The 16,689-nt window shown below is 53.0% G+C and carries 14 protein-coding genes and 2 pseudogenes; 10 read left to right on the plus strand and 6 right to left on the minus strand.

Translation table 11 applies throughout. The features are described 5' to 3' along the window. Positions 1–15: 15 nt before the first annotated feature. The 3 genes from ACL2XF_RS23910 (at position 16) to ACL2XF_RS23920 (ending at position 3,612) form a co-directional block, all read left to right on the plus strand. Positions 16–1,467 (plus strand): tagaturonate reductase, encoded by a 1,452-nt coding sequence (locus ACL2XF_RS23910; RefSeq protein ID WP_410013394.1) that lies wholly within the window; start codon positions 16–18, stop codon positions 1,465–1,467. Between the two features lie 18 nt (positions 1,468–1,485). Continuing rightward, positions 1,486–2,973: a UxaA family hydrolase gene (locus ACL2XF_RS23915; RefSeq protein WP_413727623.1), complete on the plus strand. Its 1,488-nt coding sequence runs from the start codon at positions 1,486–1,488 to the stop codon at positions 2,971–2,973. 96 nt (positions 2,974–3,069) lie between these two features. Then, on the plus strand, positions 3,070–3,612 hold the full coding sequence (locus ACL2XF_RS23920; RefSeq protein ID WP_410013396.1) for a YgjV family protein: 543 nt from the start codon (positions 3,070–3,072) through the stop codon (positions 3,610–3,612). Here ACL2XF_RS23920 and ACL2XF_RS23925 read toward each other — a convergent pair. From ACL2XF_RS23925 to ACL2XF_RS23935, 3 genes and pseudogenes are all read right to left on the minus strand, one after another. Next, positions 3,609–4,550 carry a TerC family protein gene (locus ACL2XF_RS23925; protein ID WP_413721515.1) on the minus strand — a complete coding sequence of 314 codons (942 nt, stop codon included), beginning with the start codon at positions 4,548–4,550 and terminating at the stop codon, positions 3,609–3,611. The genes ACL2XF_RS23920 and ACL2XF_RS23925 overlap by 4 nt on opposite strands. Positions 4,551–4,832: 282 nt before the next feature. Continuing rightward, positions 4,833–5,564, minus strand: a complete 732-nt coding sequence (locus ACL2XF_RS23930; RefSeq protein ID WP_413727624.1) for a glutamine amidotransferase — start codon at positions 5,562–5,564, stop codon at positions 4,833–4,835. A 77-nt stretch (positions 5,565–5,641) separates the two neighbouring features. Beyond that, a pseudogene (locus ACL2XF_RS23935) lies at positions 5,642–6,616 on the minus strand (Gfo/Idh/MocA family protein); the annotation flags it as partial. A 212-nt stretch (positions 6,617–6,828) separates the two neighbouring features. On the opposite strand from ACL2XF_RS23935, the gene rlmG reads away from it, so the two are divergent. Both rlmG and ACL2XF_RS23945 read left to right on the plus strand, forming a co-directional pair. Further along, positions 6,829–7,956 carry a 23S rRNA (guanine(1835)-N(2))-methyltransferase RlmG gene (gene rlmG, locus ACL2XF_RS23940; RefSeq protein ID WP_413721514.1) on the plus strand — a complete coding sequence of 376 codons (1,128 nt, stop codon included), beginning with the start codon at positions 6,829–6,831 and terminating at the stop codon, positions 7,954–7,956. A gap of 139 nt (positions 7,957–8,095) precedes the next feature. Beyond that, entirely contained in the window at positions 8,096–8,401 is a 306-nt protein-coding gene (locus tag ACL2XF_RS23945; protein ID WP_410013400.1) for an MbeD/MobD family mobilization/exclusion protein, read from the plus strand. 2 nt (positions 8,402–8,403) lie between these two features. Here the strand turns inward: ACL2XF_RS23945 and ACL2XF_RS23950 are convergent, their stop codons facing one another. Then, positions 8,404–9,729: a hypothetical protein gene (locus ACL2XF_RS23950; protein ID WP_413727625.1), complete on the minus strand. Its 1,326-nt coding sequence runs from the start codon at positions 9,727–9,729 to the stop codon at positions 8,404–8,406. Positions 9,730–10,359: 630 nt separating this feature from the next. On the opposite strand from ACL2XF_RS23950, the gene ACL2XF_RS23955 reads away from it, so the two are divergent. After that, on the plus strand, positions 10,360–12,024 hold the full coding sequence (locus tag ACL2XF_RS23955) for a methyl-accepting chemotaxis protein (RefSeq protein ID WP_413727626.1): 1,665 nt from the start codon (positions 10,360–10,362) through the stop codon (positions 12,022–12,024). A gap of 435 nt (positions 12,025–12,459) precedes the next feature. Beyond that, the gene (locus ACL2XF_RS23960; RefSeq protein WP_413723561.1) at positions 12,460–12,921 is read left to right on the plus strand and encodes a DUF5680 domain-containing protein; all 462 of its coding nucleotides are present in this window, start codon (positions 12,460–12,462) and stop codon (positions 12,919–12,921) included. A gap of 355 nt (positions 12,922–13,276) precedes the next feature. Here the strand turns inward: ACL2XF_RS23960 and tnpA are convergent, their stop codons facing one another. Together tnpA and ACL2XF_RS23970 are read right to left on the minus strand one after the other, a co-directional pair. Then, positions 13,277–13,570 (minus strand): IS66 family insertion sequence element accessory protein TnpA, encoded by a 294-nt coding sequence (gene tnpA / locus ACL2XF_RS23965; RefSeq protein WP_410013404.1) that lies wholly within the window; start codon positions 13,568–13,570, stop codon positions 13,277–13,279. A 302-nt stretch (positions 13,571–13,872) separates the two neighbouring features. Continuing rightward, on the minus strand, positions 13,873–14,514 hold the full coding sequence (locus ACL2XF_RS23970) for a glutathione S-transferase family protein (protein ID WP_410013405.1): 642 nt from the start codon (positions 14,512–14,514) through the stop codon (positions 13,873–13,875). Between the two features lie 395 nt (positions 14,515–14,909). Here ACL2XF_RS23970 and ACL2XF_RS23975 point away from each other — a divergent pair, with 395 nt between their 5' ends. The 3 genes and pseudogenes from ACL2XF_RS23975 to ACL2XF_RS23985 all read left to right on the plus strand — a co-directional run. Next, complete coding sequence (locus ACL2XF_RS23975) at positions 14,910–15,314, plus strand: YybH family protein (protein WP_413727627.1); 405 nt, start codon at positions 14,910–14,912, stop codon at positions 15,312–15,314. A gap of 97 nt (positions 15,315–15,411) precedes the next feature. After that, positions 15,412–15,906 carry an N-acetyltransferase family protein gene (locus tag ACL2XF_RS23980; RefSeq protein ID WP_413727628.1) on the plus strand — a complete coding sequence of 165 codons (495 nt, stop codon included), beginning with the start codon at positions 15,412–15,414 and terminating at the stop codon, positions 15,904–15,906. Between the two features lie 19 nt (positions 15,907–15,925). Next, a pseudogene (locus tag ACL2XF_RS23985) lies at positions 15,926–16,051 on the plus strand (ogr/Delta-like zinc finger family protein); the annotation flags it as partial. Positions 16,052–16,689: the final 638 nt, after the last annotated feature.

The following is a 16,689-nucleotide window of genomic DNA, read 5'->3' on the forward strand; positions in this document are numbered from 1 at the left end:
TAAGGTAAATTTCGCATGCAAACGCTAAATCGTCAAAACTTTCCCGGACCCCAGTACACCACGCGTGTCATCCAGTTCGGCGAGGGAAATTTTTTACGCGCTTTTATCGACTGGCAGTTGGATCTGCTTAATGAACATACCGATCTGGACGCCGGCATCGTTATCATCCGTCCAATCAATACGGATTTCCCGCCGTCGCTCAGCACCCAGGACGGCCTGTACACCACCGTTATCCGCGGCCTGAATGAACAGGGCGAAGCGGTGCGCGAGCCCAGGCTTATCCGCTCGGTTAACCGTGAAATCAATATCTATCATGAATTCGACGATTACCTGGCCCTGGCGCACGACGCCAATATCCGTTTCGTCTTTTCCAACACCACCGAGGCCGGCATCAGCTACCAGGCCGGGGACAAGCTGACCGATACGCCGCCCGCCAGCTATCCCGCCAAGCTGACCCGACTGCTGTTCGAACGTTTCAGCCATTTTGACGGCGCCGCCGATAAAGGCTGGGTGCTGGTGCCGTGCGAACTGATCGACTATAACGGCGACGCGCTGAAAGAGCTGGTGCTGCGTTACGCCCAACAATGGGCGCTGCCGGCCGGGTTCACCACCTGGCTCAATGAACACAACACCTTTTGCTCCACCCTGGTCGACCGTATCGTGACCGGTTACCCGCGTGGCGAAGTGGAAGAACTGCAGGCCGAACTGGGCTACCAGGACACCTTCCTTGATACCGCCGAGTATTTTTATCTGTTTGTTATCCAGGGACCGCAGTGGCTGGCCAAGGAACTGCGCCTGGACCAGATGGACCTGAACGTGCGCATCGTCGACGACATCAAGCCCTACAAAGAACGCAAGGTCGCCATCCTTAACGGCGCGCACACCGCGCTGGTGCCGGTAGCGTTCCTGTCCGGCCTGGACACCGTCGGCGAATCGATGAACGATAAACTGATCAGCGCTTATGTGGAAAAAACCATCGCCGAAGAAATCGTGCCGGTGCTGGATCTGCCCCATGATGAACTGACCTCGTTTGCGCAGGCGGTGCTAAGCCGTTTCCGCAACCCCTTTATCCAGCATCAGTTATTGTCCATCTCCCTGAACGGCATGACCAAATTCCGTACCCGCATCCTGCCGCAGCTGTTGTCCTATCGTGAAAAACACGGCGAGCTTCCGGCCCGGCTGACCTTCGCCCTGGCGGCGCTGATCGCGTTTTACCGCGGAGAACGCAACGGCGAAAGCTACCCGATGCAGGATGATGAAAAATGGATCACCCGTTTCAAATCGCTTTGGAGCGGCGTGGACAAAGGCGAGGTGGCGTTAAGCACCTTAGTAAATGACGTGTTGGGCGATACAGAGCATTGGGAACAGGATCTGCTCAAGGTTCCCGGCCTGGCGAAACAGGTTGAACAGCAGTTGCAGGCCATTATCGACCAAGGCATGCGCACTGCCGTTTCAGCCTATTGCTGAAAGCAAAAAGGTTAATTCATGAATATTATTAAAATTCATTCCTCAGACAATGTGGCGGTCGCCCTGCAAGACCTCGACACGAATGAAACGGTGGAAATCGGGGGCGTGACCATCACGCTGCCCCAGCCTATCGCCCGGGGCCATAAGTTTGCCCTGGCGCCCATAGGCGAGGGCGAAATGATCGTTAAATATGGTCTGCCCATCGGCCATGCGCTGAGCCCCATCGCTCCCGGCCAGCACATTCATTCGCAAAATGCCAAGACCAATCTTAGCGACCTGGATGAATATCAGTACCTGCCGGATTTCAAAACCCTGCCGGCGCAGATGCCCGATCGTGAGATTCAGATATACCGCCGCGCCAACGGCGAGGTGGGCATCCGCAACGAGCTGTGGATCCTGCCGACCGTCGGCTGCGTCAACGGCATCGCCAAACAGATCCAGCAGCGTTTTTTGAAGGAAACCTTTGGCGCCGAGGATATCGACGGCGTTCATCTGTTTACCCATCCGTTCGGCTGCTCGCAGCTGGGGCAGGATCATGAAAACACCCGCACCATGCTGCAAAACATGGTGCGCCATCCCAACGCCGGCGCGGTGCTGGTGATTGGCCTGGGCTGCGAAAACAATCAGGTCGACGTGTTCCGCACCACGCTTGGCGAGTATGATCCGCAGCGGGTGACCTTTATGGTCTGCCAGCAGCAGGATGATGAAGTGGAGGCGGGGCTGGAGTGCCTGCGCGCGCTTTACCTGGCGATGCGCGGGGATAAGCGCCAGCCGGGCAAACTCAGCGAGCTGAAATTCGGCCTCGAATGCGGCGGTTCGGACGGGTTGTCCGGCATTACCGCCAATCCGCTGCTGGGACGCTTCTCGGATTATGTCATCGCCAACGGCGGCACCTCGGTATTAACCGAAGTACCGGAAATGTTCGGCGCCGAGCGTATTTTGATGAGCCGCTGCCGGGACGAGGCGACGTTTGAAAAGACCGTGCATATGGTCAATGATTTCAAACAATATTTTATCGCCCATCAACAGCCGATTTATGAAAACCCATCGCCGGGGAATAAGGCCGGCGGCATTACCACCCTGGAGGAGAAATCCCTCGGCTGTACGCAAAAAGCCGGCCAGAGCAAGGTGATGGACGTGCTGAAATACGGGGAGCGCCTGCATGTGCCGGGCCTCAACCTGGTCAGCGCGCCGGGCAACGACGCGGTGGCCACCAGCGCCCTGGCGGGCGCGGGATGCCATATGGTGCTGTTCAGCACCGGGCGCGGCACGCCTTACGGCGGTTTTGTGCCGACGGTGAAGCTTGCCACCAACAGCGAACTGGCGGCGAAAAAGCCTCATTGGATTGATTTCGACGCCGGCCGGTTGATTCACGGCGTCGCGATGGATCAGGTGCTGGCGGAGTTCGTCGATTTAATCGTCGCCATTGCCAATGGCAAGCACACGCGCAACGAAGTGAATGATTTCCGGGAACTGGCCATATTTAAAAGCGGCGTAACGTTGTAAAAACCGGCCTGAATCCTTACTATAAGAACGGCGTTTCATAATTATGAAGCGCCGTTTTCATTTTATTCTTTCCCCAAATTACAGGAATGCCGTGCCATGAGCCTTTACTGGGTCGCTCAGGGCGTGGGGGTGTTGGCATTTTTTGTCGGCATCACCATGTTTATCAAACGTGACGATCGCAAGTTCAAACTGCAGCTCGCGCTTTACAGCTTTATCATCGGTTGCCATTTTTTCCTGATGGGCGCCAACGCCGCGGGCATGAGCGCGGTGCTGAATGCGCTGCGTACGGTGATCTCAACACGTACCCGCAGCATTCTGGTGATGTTTGCATTCATTATCCTCACCCTGGCGCTCGGGCTCTCCGAGGTCAAGCACGCCGTGGAGCTGCTGCCCATTATCGGTACGGTTATCAGCACCTGGGCGCTGTTCCGCACCCGCGGGCTGACCACCCGCTGCGTGATGTGGTGTTCCACCGCCGGCTGGGTCACCCATAATATCTGGCTTGGCTCTATCGGCGGCTCGCTTATCGAAGGCAGCTTTTTGATTGTCAACGGCATTAATATCGTGCGCTTTCGCCGTATGCAATTACGCGGCATCGACCCGTTCGCCGCGGAACATAAAGCCGTCTCGACGCGTTAACCCCCTTTACGCTGGTTAACCCAGGCGTTAATCAGCAGGGTGGCTGCCAGAATAGAGGCCACCACGCCCAGGGATATCGCCACGGGAATATGGATAATATCCACGATCAGCATCTTGGCGCCGATAAAGACCAGGATCAGCGCCAGGCCATATTTCAGCAGCGAGAAGCGTTCGGCCACGCCCGCCAGCATAAAATACATGGCGCGCAGGCCCAGAATAGCGAACAGGTTGGAGGTCAGGACGATAAAGGGATCGGTGGTGACGGCAAAAATAGCCGGAATACTGTCGACGGCGAAAATGACGTCGCTGAATTCCACCAGGATCAGCACCAGGATCAGCGGCGTGGCGAACAGTACGCCGTTTTGGCGGACAAAAAAGCGCTCGCCGTGGATTTCACCGGTCATGCGCAAATGGCCGCGCAGCCAGCGTACCAGCGGTTTTTGGTCAAGCGCGGCGTCATCCTCTTTTGACCAGGCCATTTTAATCCCGGTAAACAGCAGGAAGGCGCCGAAAATATACAGCAGCCAGTCGAACCGGGTCACCAGCCAGCTGCCGCCAAAGATCATCAGGGTGCGCAGTACGATGGCGCCCAATACCCCGTAGACCAGTACCCGCCGTTGCAGCTGCGCCGGTATGGCGAAATAACCGAACAGCATTAGCCAGACAAAGACATTATCCACCGCCAGCGCTTTTTCAATCAGGTAACCGGTAAGGAATGCCAGCGCCTGCGGGTCGGCCACGGCGCGCCCCTGGGTGGTGGCGAGATACCACCAAAAGGCGGCGTTAAACAGCAGGGATAGGGAGACCCACACCACGGACCAGCAGGCGGCGCGTTTCAACGTCATGGTTTTGCCCTGGAGCAGCAGGTCGATGGCCAGCATGATAACGACCACCACGGAAAAAACGCCCCACAGCAAAGGTGTGCCAACGGTATTCATCAGGGATATCCTCAAAAAAAAACGGCTAACGTCGGAAGACGCAGCCGTTTTTTCCTGATCCAGGATGCAAACATACCTCGCCTTCCGGCAAGGTCTCACTTACAACGCAGGACAGGATTGATTCCGCTGTCCTGATTGCCCGGTAGCCGGATGCGTTGGCATCGTATTGACGGCAAACCGACGAAGAAGTTACTCCCCTTTGCTAGGCGCAACATTAATGTAAAAATTTGCGACAGTCAATCTCCCGTCCGGTTAACCTCGCGCTACCCCGGACGCGCCGCGTTATCCCGCCCGCAGGCATTGCCGGACAAACGCCGCCATCAGGGCCTCGCTGTCGGGCGTATCGGCGATCCCGCAGCCGATTTGCGCCAGCTCCGGTCCGCGCATCGGCTCCTCGGCCGTCATGCCCGCTAAAAAATCATGCATCACCGCGGCGGAAAACTCCGGATGGAACTGGGTGGTGATCACATTATGGCGATAGCGCAGGATCTGGTGGGGATCGCGCGCCGATCGGGCCAGCACGGTGGCGCCCGCGGGCGGCGTGATCACGGTCTGCGAATGGATCAGATTGGCCTGGAACCGCTCCGGCAGCCGGGCGATCAACGGGTCGTTGGCGGCGGCGGGCAATACTTCAATCGCCTGGGTGCCCACCTCCATGCCGTCGGCAAGATAGTCCACCTCGCCCCCCAGCGCGTAGGCCAGCAGCTGGTGGCCGTAGCAGACGCCGAAAATCGGTATCCCGGCCGCCATCGCCCGGCGCAGCCACGCGGCGGCGAATTCGCTCCAGGCCAGCCGTTCGGTCACCATGGCCGCCGACCCGGTAATCAGCACGCCGCAATAGGCATCGGGCGTGTCGGGCCGTTCGCCGCCCGGCAGGTGGACAATCCACACCTGCCGTGGGTCCAGGTCGGTCGCCTGCAGGAACATCGTGTCGTAATTGCCGTTAGCCGCGATCACATCCGGCGGCGCGTCGCCGGTTTGCAGGATCAGAATGGGTTTGGCCGCGGTCGTCATGCCACCGTCCCCCCATCCCGGGCGTTTATCGCCAGGCCGCCGGCGCGTGCGTCAACGGCATGGCTGCTAGCCGTGGGATTATCGGCGGGAAATACCACGCCGGTCTGGCGGCGGATTTCGGTTAACAGGGCGGCGGTGGCGCGCGCATGCGCCAGACCGGCGTGCTCCACCTCGTTGTTTTCCACCAGCGCGGCAAAATGTTCCGCTTCGTAGAGCATGGTATTGATATGCTGCGGCTGGGTAAGATCCTGCTTATTGCCGCTGCGCGGCACCCAGGTGATCTGCTGGCATTCGGACATTTTTTCAATCACCAGGGACCCGTCTTCCCCCTGGATTTCGCTTGGCAACGCGGTCTGGCTGACCTTTGAATGGCTAAGCGTCACGTCAAAATCGCCATAATCCAGGCACACCGTGCCGTGGCCGTCAACGCCGCTGGCCAGCAACGAGGCGGTGGCGTACAGGCGCAGCGGCTCGCCCCACAGCGCCACAGCGCTCGCCAGCATATAGAAGCCGATATCCATGATGGAGCCGTTGGAAAATGCCGGATTAAAGGTATTGGGCTGTTCACCGGCCAGATATTTCGGGTAGCGCGAGGAATATTGGCAATAGTTAAGCAACACCTTGCGCAATTTGCCCACGCGCGGCAGCGCTTGTTGCAAAGCATGAAAATTAGGCAGGCTGGCGGTTTTAAACGCCTCGAACAGCACGACGCCATTGGCGCGCGCGCAGGCAATCATGTCTTCCACCTCGCGCAGGTTGGAGGCCAGCGGCTTCTCGCAGATCACATGTTTTTTATTGCCCAGGAGCAACAGCGCCTGGGAGCAGTGCATGGCGTTGGGGCTGGCGATGTACACTGCGTCTACGGCATCGGATTGCGCCAGGGCCTCCAGCGAGTCGAAATAGTACTGGACCGGATAATCGATCCCAAGTATTTGCGCCTGTGGGAGGGTGCGGGAATAGATGGCCGTCAGTTTAAGCTTGCCGCTCTCATGGGCGGCATCGATAAATTGCCGGGTAATCCAATTAGTACCTATCACAGCGAAGCGAATCATACTGAATCATTATCCTGCGCAGTGGTAAACGAAGCCTCAGATTAGCACGCTAATAGTAGAAGGAAAACATCCCTGCGGGCAGGTTAACCCCGCCCGCCCGGCGTTAAATCGCCCCGATCGGCGCGGTTTTTGCCCGGCGGATGAAAAAAGAGTTTACTGCGGTGGCGTTTTCAGGGATAAACACCCCAATTTGACTGTTTCAGGAAAGGCCTATGAGCCGCTTTGACTATGCTTCCGGCACGCTGGAGCTTGACAGATATCCGCCCGGCGCGGCCGATGACAATTTACAGGCCTGGGATGCGGCGGACGAATACCTGCTGGCCCATATCGCCACCCTGGGCGCCGTCGCCGGGCCGACGCTGATTCTCAACGACAGCTTCGGCGCGCTGGCCTGCGCGCTGCGCGCCCTCTCGCCCTATAGCAGCGGCGACTCCTACCTCAGCCAGTTGGCGACCCGGCATAATGACCGGCAAAATCCCGGCGACGACGGTGAAATCCATTTTCTGGACAGCCTGTCCCCGCTGCCGGACGCCCCCGGCCTGGTGGTGATGAAAATTCCCAAGACCCTGGCGCTGCTGGAGTATCAGCTCTATGCCCTGCGCCGGGTGGCCACCGCCGCCACGCAGGTTATCGCGGCGGGAAAGGTTAAGGATATCCATAACTCCACCCTGCAACGGTTTAGCGATATCCTCGGGCCCACGCGCACGTCCCTGGCCAAAAAGAAAGCCCGGCTGATTTTCAGCCAGGTGACCGCGCCGGCGGCGGACAGTCCCGATCGGCGCTGCGTCTGGACCCTTGAGGAGAGCGGATACCAGATCCATAATCATGCCAATGTGTTTTCCCGCGCGTCGCTTGATATCGGCGCCCGGTTCTTTATGCACCATCTGCCCAAAGGGCTCGACGGCACCCTGGTCGATCTGGGCTGCGGCAACGGCGTGCTGGGTTTAACCGCCCTGGGACAAAATCCCGGGTCCGAAGTGCATTTTGTCGATGAATCCTATATGGCGGTCGCATCGAGCCGGATTAATATAGAGATTAACCGCCCCCAGGATATGGCGCGCTGCCGGTTCAGCGTGGAAAATTCGCTGGCGGGTTATGACGCCGGCAGCGTGCAGGCGGTGTTATGCAACCCGCCGTTCCACCAGCAGCAGGCGATAACCGATCACATCGCCAGGGAAATGTTCCGGGATGCGAAGCGCACCCTGCGCGTCGGGGGGGAATTACGCGTCGTTGCCAACCGACACTTAGATTATTATCATCAGATCAAACAGTTATTCGGCAACTGCACTACACTTGGTTCGAATCCAAAATTCGTGGTGTTGCGCGCGGTAAAAATCTGATGCCGCAAGCGGTTTCCGGCCTGCTTCCCAGGACGTTTTGGTAAGCATTTAACCGGTGAAAAAAGGCGGGCACTAATGCATTTGTTGGCTATGCCGACAGTGATTATACTTCGCCAAAGGTCATTTTTAAGGAACGATTATGTTGTTGCAAGAGTTCGAAACACGGTTAAACGATGCGTTGACGGAGCTGGAGCAAAGCTTTGGCCGCCACCATAAACTGTGGCAGCTGGACCATCAGACTTTGCAGCAACAACTGGATTTGAGCCTGCGCCGCGAAGCAAAGCTGCGTGAACAAAATGCGCTACTGATAAGCCAGCTCAACAACCTGGACAGCTCGCCCGATCGCAATCCGTTAATCCACAAAATCAAAATATTAGGCACCCATATTGACGCGCTGGCCAGGGATGCGGCGGCGTTCCGCCGGTCCCTGCCCGGCGCTAATTAATGTCACGCCGGCGATGTGCTATTTTTGCCGCACCGCTTCCAGGGCCTCAAGGTCAATGATGGGTTACGGCGCAATCGTTGCCAAAAGCCGGGGGGACGGGTGGCGTTGCCGGCAACGGCGCCGCCTTCCTGCACATCATAGATCTTGCCCAGCAATTCGAAATCATGGGCCATCCCCTGCGTATAACCGCTTTTAATCCCGTCCAGAACAAAAAACGTACGTAACATCTGGCTTGTTGCGTTGTCATCTCTCCCGAGCAGTTGCTGCAATGATTTGATATTGAGTATATAGCGTTCGGTCATCTGACGAATTTGATGCTGTTCAGATAATGCGGCGGACGGCGCCAGAGTGCATAATCTGAGAAAATTATACGTATGAATACTACAATCATTATTAAATTGAAACTGCTGGCCAAAATAGCGAATTTCGTTATCACTTGATTCGTCAATAAGAGCGTCTAATAATTTTTCTTTATCTTCATTCTCCTCTCCTGAGTCGTAACTGTCGAAGATATTAAAAACAAAACCCCTTGATTTTTTTTCCACTAAAATAGCGCTGAAATGATCACCCTGGGATAAAACACCATCTTCTCCTCTTTGCATAGATAATAAAGGCATCATCAGATAATGGCCTATAGCGAGTGTTTCCATCCTGACACGGGCAATGTGAAAACGCTTCTGCGTATCCTCCCTTAAATAAAGAGGAAAGTGGTTATTGATTCTATTCGCCTGATGTCCATAAAGCAGGGTCGGGGTACAAAAAAAATCCGTTTTCTCTTGCGAAAGTAAATAAATCATCGTTTCCAATATGATTTTTTCCACAAATACTCCCGGCGGCAGGATACATTTTAATTCCTCCGGCAGGACGAAGGTCTGTTCCAGCATGGCATGGTCGGACAACGGCGTGCCAGAATAGTGATAGTTCTCATATTCATGCAAAAATAAACGCATGCATTGGGTAAGTTTTATCTTAATGTTTGCCTCAACGTCTGCTTCGTACCACTGAAACCAGGTATTTAGCATGAACCTGAATAAATTACGCTGGCAGGTATCCGGACTTGGCCTTATCTCATGATTGCGCGCCGGCAGGCAGGGGGGCGAGTCAGACGATGCATCGACACATACGGTCAGGTAATCATTCACGAATGCATGAGGTGTGATATTGGTTGTTGGCTGATACTTAGCTCGATAAATTTCTTTAATAAAATTAATGTTTTCGGTAAATTTTTTATGATCATATAAACTAACGTCTGTGCGATTTTTTTCCGGTATCTCGCTATATGTTATATTATTGCAATATGATTTATCGTTGGCATTAACGCTGAGCATACTTTCCTCTTGAACCGATGGAATATTAATAAGTGATATATAATAGGTTTTTGTACACAGTCATGTTTTTTCTTTTAGCCATTTCAGCATGGTACGAAAATGACGGCCTGTATTTTAGCCTATATCATGTTAAACGCGGTATGCCGCGCAGGGTAATAGAGTCAATATATAAATAACTGTTCTCAATAAACAAGCGTGATGCCAAAAGTAACGTCATTTTTTACCTCTAATTACAATGCCTTAAAATATACTTCCTTAGGTCACTATCAGGATGGGAACGCCTTATCAAAGATGGTATATAGTTCGATGTCTAATAATACCTTCATACAGTACATGTACGCTTTGCGCGCCTAAACGGCCATCCTGACGGCTATGGCAATACTTTTATCTTTACCTTAAACCCAATTTTAACGCCGCTGATTAATAATGCGGATAAATATTCTCCGCACTATAAACCTTGGCCTGCTTTTGCCGATGATTAGGGTATTGCCATTAACAGAAGGCATATTTTCATAAGGCCCCGTCCAGAACCTGATTTACCGGCGCCAAGAGATAAGCCGACATGCCAAGGCAACCGTCAAGAGGATGCCCGGGCAAGGAATAACAAAGAGAGCACGAAAGGAAAAGTAAATGAATATATTGAAAAATTTTAAAATCAGGTGGGTATTGGTCTTCATCCTCATTATTTTTTCGTTGCTCTGGGCAGCGGTATCGACGTTTACGCTATTTTCCTTAAATCAAGTTAATGAAACCCTGAAGCTTAGCGATAATCAACAGGTTAACGGTGACGTCATCAACGGCGCCAACGATCACTACTACCGCGCGGTCACCACGCTGGAGCGGGCCGCCAAGCAGGCCAAGGCCGGCAATAAGCAGGCTTTTGACGATGAAATGGCTGCGGTCTCGGAAGAGATGAACGCCATCGATGCGGGATTAAAACAGTTTAAAGTCATGGATCATGGGCTGCTGGAACCGGCACTGGTAGATAACATCTATAACTCATCCTTCGATTTGTTTACCAAGGGCATTCAACCGCTCGCCCTGGCGGTGCAAACCGGACGGCTGGACGATGCCGAGCGTCAGCTCGCCGACCCGTATCTGACATTGCGCAAACAGTTCACTACCGCTATGCATTCATATAATGCCTCGATAGAAAAAATCAAGGCGGACTCGAGTATCCGCATAAACCTGCTGGTCTCCTGGTGTCAGCGCACGCTAATGGGCGCGCTACTGGCGGGAATTCTCCTTATGGTGATTACCGATCGTTACCTGGTGCGTTATCTGGTCAAACCCCTCGACACCATAAAATACTATTTCACCGAACTGGCGGCCGGGCGGCTTGATGTCGAGATCAAGAATTTCGGGCGCAACTGCGTTGGCCAGTTAATTCCGTTCCTGCTGGAAATGCAAAACAGCTGGGTCACCACGGTAACCAGCATCAGGGCCAGCGCCGAAGCGATTTACCAGGGATCAAGCGAGATCTCCATGGGGAATACCGATCTGTCGTCCCGTACCGAACAGCAGGCCTCCGCGTTGGAGCAAACGGCGGCCAGTATGGAGGAACTCAACTCGACAGTGCAGCAAAATACCGGCAATGCGCACCAGGCCAGCAAACTGGCGGAATCGGCCTCGCAAACCGCCAGGAAAGGCGGCGCCAGCGTGCAGGAAGTGGTCGCCACCATGGGCAGTATCGCCTCCAGTTCGCGGCGCATAGTGGATATTATCGGCGTGATTAACAGTATCGCCTTCCAGACCAATATCCTGGCGCTGAACGCCGCGGTGGAAGCAGCCCGCGCCGGCGAACAGGGCAGGGGATTCGCCGTGGTGGCCAGTGAAGTACGCAACCTGGCCAAACGCAGCGGCGAAGCGGCGAAAGAAATCGAGACCCTGATTAACGAATCGGTGGAACGGGTTAACGTCGGTTCAACCCAGGTGGCGCACGCAGGCGAAACCATGGAGGATATCGTAAAGGCCATCACCCATGTGACCGATATCATGAGCGAAATCGCCTCGGCTTCGGATGAGCAAAGCAAAGGCATTCAGCAAATCGGCCAGGCGGTAACTGAAATGGACAGCGTCACCCAGCAAAACTCGGCGCTGGTACAGGAATCGGCGGCCGCGGCCGCCTCGCTTGAAGAACAGGCGCGTCACCTGACCGAGATGGTTTCAGTGTTCAAGTTAAAACAGGCTGGTATCTCCGCTCCGGGCCGGCCGGTGCCGGCAGGCAAAGCGCCGCGGGCCATTGCCGGCCGCAAGACGCCCTCCAGCCAGGATGAGCATTGGCAGACATTTTAATGATGGTTTTCCTGTAATGAGATAAATACTTCGCCCGGCCTTCAGGCCGGGTTTCTTATGACTAACCCGCAAAAGGCGATTATCCTTACCGTTCCCTACTTTCTTCGTCATGACATTCTGCGGACATGCGTTTATTCGGCAAAATGCCGCTTTCCCTTCATTTAGATCCTCTTGCTTTTTTTGGTAAAAACATAAAATAAATAAATAATATGTATATTAATTATCGGCATGCGTTGCGATTGGGTAAAAGCTATATTTAAATAGACGATTTAACAAATATAATGCCTTGCTAAGACAAATAATATGATGCTAGTCTGGCGTTGTGAGGTGCTCTTTGGGGTGATGGGCAAATATTTTGATCTTTTTCTTAATATAATGCCAAGGTAGCGAATTTATTATAACGCGCCCTCTTTTCCAAGGACTTGTACAAATATAATGATTAAATTTTTAGTCGAAGCAAATAAGTTCCTCTATAAATTTCCTGATAATATCCTTATCAGGGACACCCTTAGCGGTGACATGAAAGTAATCGAGCATTGCAGCGATAATTTTATTTATCGGAATTATTATGTAGGTTACCGCTCGTTAAATGGCAAAATTTTAATACTTAAAGATAATAAGCCCATTTGGATCATGACATACGAAGGCGGGGTAATCAACCATGAGGATTCAGACGATTCTGTCAGGAAAATCTATGCGTTTGTCAGGCAAAACCTGGCAAGGTCGACGCTTGAACAGCCTATCCGGGGCCCATCCGAATTCCAGGATGGCAAAATGATCTATAACAATCGTTTTTTTGGTACCATTAATAAGTTTAACGGCACCGAAACCGTTACGTTGGGTAACCTGCGGTTAATTTATAGCCTGAGCTACTCGGGCGGCGATGTGATATATTAGCCCGGCGTTAATCCGCCGCTGACCAAGCCCTTGTTCATGTTACGGGGGCTTTCTATCCTGCTGCGATACACAGTTTCTTTACTCTTAATATTAACCTTCCCATGCGCTATTCTGCAAAGGCAATTCCCAGGCATGCGGCGACCACCCCGGCGGCCGGAAACAGCCAATTTCAGCTAAGTTGCTTTACCGCCATCGTATAAAACAGCCTGTCTTGAGCGCTATCCGCGTTACCCATCGGGTAAGTCGCCTGCTTACCGGTTATGAGGTAGCAATGGCAGTGGCCGAACCGTACTTTTGCAACCGCAGGCAACGGCCTGACCCAGGACGGCCGGTAAATTCCGCGGCGGCGCCGCCGTTATGCCAGGGCCAACGCTTGCATAATGGTGGTGAGCTGGCCGGGATAACAGCTGACAGAACAGCCATTGGGCAGGTGCAGGGTCACGGTATTGGGGTCGTCTCTTAAGAGCTCGGTGCGCCCGGCCGCCCCGATATTGCCTTTTTCCGCGTCAAACTTGTTTTTATTTAACCAATAATAAAAGGTACTTAACGTCAATTTTTCGCGCGCGCAATAGTCCTGTTTGGACAATCCGCTGAGCAGCCATGCCTGGATATGATGCAGTTGCACAGTCAGGGGATACCGGTTTGCCATTAATTACCTCGATAATGTATTTATAACATGTGATTGGAATTAATTATTAAATAAATTTAATAACAAAATAAATAATCATGAAAATATAATTTATTATTCTTTTTGCTTTATCGCATGATGGCGCGCTGCAACTGAATATACCATTCACATTATCGTTTGGAAATAATTTTGACAATACTAGTTCTATTTACACGGATAAGTAACGAGAACCTTTATCTTGCAGCCATGGCTTGGATGCGGCGAAAATCAGATAAAGAGCGCAGGCTGAAAAACGGCCCCTGGCGACCGCTGTTTTAGCGACATCAGAAAACGCGTAATTCCTCGTAAGAAATTATCACATGTTTTTTGTACGCCGGCCGGGAAGCTAGCCGTTGATAATAGGCTTGCAAATGAGGCAACGCCGGGCGAGGAATATCAATATCATAATAACGATATAGTACATGGCCGAACTGTATATCCGCTAAAGTCAATTCATGACCCGTTAGATAAGGATGCAGGGCTAACTGGCGTTCAGCGATAGATAAAACGGTTGCCAGCGTTTCCACCGCGCGGCCAATCGCCAGCGGATCCCGCTCGTTCGCCGCCGTGCGCACCACGCGCCAGAAAATGGGGGCGGTAAAGTTAAGCGCCACATTAATTTTTGACCACTCCGCCCACATATCCACCTGCGCCCGGCAATTCTCATCCCGCGGCCAAAAAACATCATTCCCATACCTGGCTGCCAGATACCGCAGTATGGCGCCCGTTTCCCATAACGCCGGGCCAGCGTTATCTTGCAACACCGGCACGGTGCCGTTGGGATTCATGGCTAAAAACGCCGGCGTGTGATTGCCGCCGTATTTATGGCCGATATCGTAACGCTGATAATCGAGTTGCAATTCACCGATGCACCACATCAGCGCCTGGACATTGGATGACGTTTTCCTTCCCCATACTTGCAGCATATCGCTTCACCGCCTCTGTTATTGGAGTGGATAGTTTACCTGCTGTTTGTCCGGTAATAACGTTTTTTTCCCTACTTCGGGTAGCCTTTCCCGTAATAGGCGAGGGCTGATAATGATAAGAGAGAACGAGTTAGGTGATGCCTTCGCGCATGTGGTTTGCTCCGAAACTAACGGCGTACGCATCCGCACCGCCGACCTCATAGAACAGACCCGGGCCAGGGGGATACAATTAATGCCGGAAGAGGCTAAAGCGTGCCTGATGCGAGCCGCCAGCGGGTTGAGGTTGATCGCCGAGGGGCAGCATAACACTACAGAGAAGCGTTAGCGCGCCTTTCAGGGGGCGGGTGTTAGATGTTATGGTAAATAGAAAAGGTTAATTCTCAGGGGAGTAATACATGAATTCACACCCGATCCGGCAGATCATTGCGTCATGTGATAAGGCTATCTCAGCAAAAGATTTTGACGCGCTGATGGCACATTACGCCGAAGATGCGGCGCTGGTTGTTAAACCGGGCATGATAGCCCGGGGTAAAGACGATATTCGCCGCGCTTTCATTGCCATATCTGACTATTTCCAGGATCGGCTCATTGTGGAGCAGGGGAAAATGCAGGTTATTGAAGGCGGCGGGAATGCTCTGGTTATCATGGAAACGGTGCTTCGTTTTCCGGATGACCAGGGTGGAACGGCCGAGACCATCCGGCGGGCAACCTATGTATTCCGCCGGGAGGGCGACGGCCGGTGGTTGTGTACTGTCGATAATTCTTACGGCACCTCCCTTCTGGATAATAATATCGTCTGAAAACAGGCAATGATGGGCAGGCGTTGCCGGGGGTGGTGTTAAATTCAGCCCCGCCGAGGATAACGAACATCATCTTTGCGGCAGTAGGGAGCGGGAAATGGACGTATTTACGGTACGCCGCGTTACCAGAAACCATGTTGGCGATTTCAGGTATGTCAGACTCGAAGCTCTCAGGCTTTACCCGGAGGCATTCGGCGCTTCATTTGCAGATGAAAGCCAGAAGCCTGATGAGTTCTTTGCTGAGCGCCTGCTGTTAAATACGGTATTTGGCGGGTTTGACCTGCATAATAGATTGCAGGGCATCATTGGCATCAGTTTCAGTACTGCGCCAAAGCTGAGCCATGTGGCCACGTTTTGGGGAATGTATGTCCGGGCTGAACTGAGGGGCAGCGGTCTTTCCAGGGCGCTTATGGCGGCAGCACTGCAGGCGGTTGGAACGGTGAGGACGGTGAAGCTTTCCGTCGTCTCGACAAACCGTCCGGCGCAGGCGCTTTATCGTTCTGTTGGATTCAAAGAATGGGCAACAGATACCGCTGCATTATGTGTTGATGGCGTGTTCCATGACGAGCTTCTTATGAGGCTGGACTTCTAACCCGCTTCGTAACCGGGATACCACCAAAGAACATTATCACCAATGCACTAATATCAATTGCGGCCATACGTTTAAGACTATGGAAAGCATTACGGAATCCATTATGATCCCCGGCCGGGTAAATCCGGCGCCGCCCCATCCCAGGGCCAAGCAAGATGCGTTTGGCTCTGAGCCAAGCCTGCGAGAGCAGGTTTTTTTTCGCCTGCCGTTTGCCTGTTTCCGATGTCTAAACTGCGTCGTCGATGAGGCACGATATTTTCTGGTGAGACACTTTTGAGACACTCGGGTAAAACAGGAAAAATCGAAACGGGGAAGGGTGGTTGTAATAGGATGATTTATATAAGTTTTCTTGGTGGCCCCTGCTGGACTTGAACCAGCGACCAAGCGATTATGAGTCATAAAATCGGCATGTTTCTAATCGTTCGCCATTGGCGCCTATTGTATTTTTAATTTTCTATAATCAATCAGTTATGAGGTTATTTTTGTTTCTGATTGGTTGTCTCGTCTCCCCATTGTACTATCGTTACCTGACCCAAAATGGGCATCGGGTCAGGTAACGCTTATCCTCAGAAAGGCAACCTCATGGCCGCTAATCTTACCGAGACTGCTATACGTGGATTGAAGATAAAAAGCACGTCGTACTACGTGTGGAGCAACAGCGCTCAGCGCGGTACCGGCAGGCTTGGTGTCAAAGTTCAGCCTTCAGGCAGCAAGATTTTTTATTTCCGTTACTACATTGAGAAAGGGAAGAAAGAGAAATTCATTCAGCTGGGCATCTAGCCT

The organism is Sodalis sp. RH19, from assembly GCF_047324215.1.
Classification (GTDB): Bacteria; Pseudomonadota; Gammaproteobacteria; order Enterobacterales; family Enterobacteriaceae; genus Acerihabitans.

What these genes read in the sequence shown, in the direction of transcription:
- ACL2XF_RS23950 (WP_413727625.1), bottom strand. Translation starts at nt 9,729, where the DNA reads ATGCTCAGCGTTAATGCCAACGATAAATCATATTGCAATAATATAACA.
- tnpA (WP_410013404.1), bottom strand. Translation starts at nt 13,570, where the DNA reads ATGGCAAACCGGTATCCCCTGACTGTGCAACTGCATCATATCCAGGCA.
- rlmG (WP_413721514.1), top strand. Translation starts at nt 6,829, where the DNA reads ATGAGCCGCTTTGACTATGCTTCCGGCACGCTGGAGCTTGACAGATAT.
- ACL2XF_RS23930 (WP_413727624.1), bottom strand. Translation starts at nt 5,564, where the DNA reads ATGACGACCGCGGCCAAACCCATTCTGATCCTGCAAACCGGCGACGCG.
- ACL2XF_RS23915 (WP_413727623.1), top strand. Translation starts at nt 1,486, where the DNA reads ATGAATATTATTAAAATTCATTCCTCAGACAATGTGGCGGTCGCCCTG.
- ACL2XF_RS23955 (WP_413727626.1), top strand. Translation starts at nt 10,360, where the DNA reads ATGAATATATTGAAAAATTTTAAAATCAGGTGGGTATTGGTCTTCATC.
- ACL2XF_RS23960 (WP_413723561.1), top strand. Translation starts at nt 12,460, where the DNA reads ATGATTAAATTTTTAGTCGAAGCAAATAAGTTCCTCTATAAATTTCCT.
- ACL2XF_RS23920 (WP_410013396.1), top strand. Translation starts at nt 3,070, where the DNA reads ATGAGCCTTTACTGGGTCGCTCAGGGCGTGGGGGTGTTGGCATTTTTT.
- ACL2XF_RS23980 (WP_413727628.1), top strand. Translation starts at nt 15,412, where the DNA reads ATGGACGTATTTACGGTACGCCGCGTTACCAGAAACCATGTTGGCGAT.
- ACL2XF_RS23975 (WP_413727627.1), top strand. Translation starts at nt 14,910, where the DNA reads ATGAATTCACACCCGATCCGGCAGATCATTGCGTCATGTGATAAGGCT.
- ACL2XF_RS23910 (WP_410013394.1), top strand. Translation starts at nt 16, where the DNA reads ATGCAAACGCTAAATCGTCAAAACTTTCCCGGACCCCAGTACACCACG.
- ACL2XF_RS23925 (WP_413721515.1), bottom strand. Translation starts at nt 4,550, where the DNA reads ATGAATACCGTTGGCACACCTTTGCTGTGGGGCGTTTTTTCCGTGGTG.
- ACL2XF_RS23945 (WP_410013400.1), top strand. Translation starts at nt 8,096, where the DNA reads ATGTTGTTGCAAGAGTTCGAAACACGGTTAAACGATGCGTTGACGGAG.
- ACL2XF_RS23970 (WP_410013405.1), bottom strand. Translation starts at nt 14,514, where the DNA reads ATGCTGCAAGTATGGGGAAGGAAAACGTCATCCAATGTCCAGGCGCTG.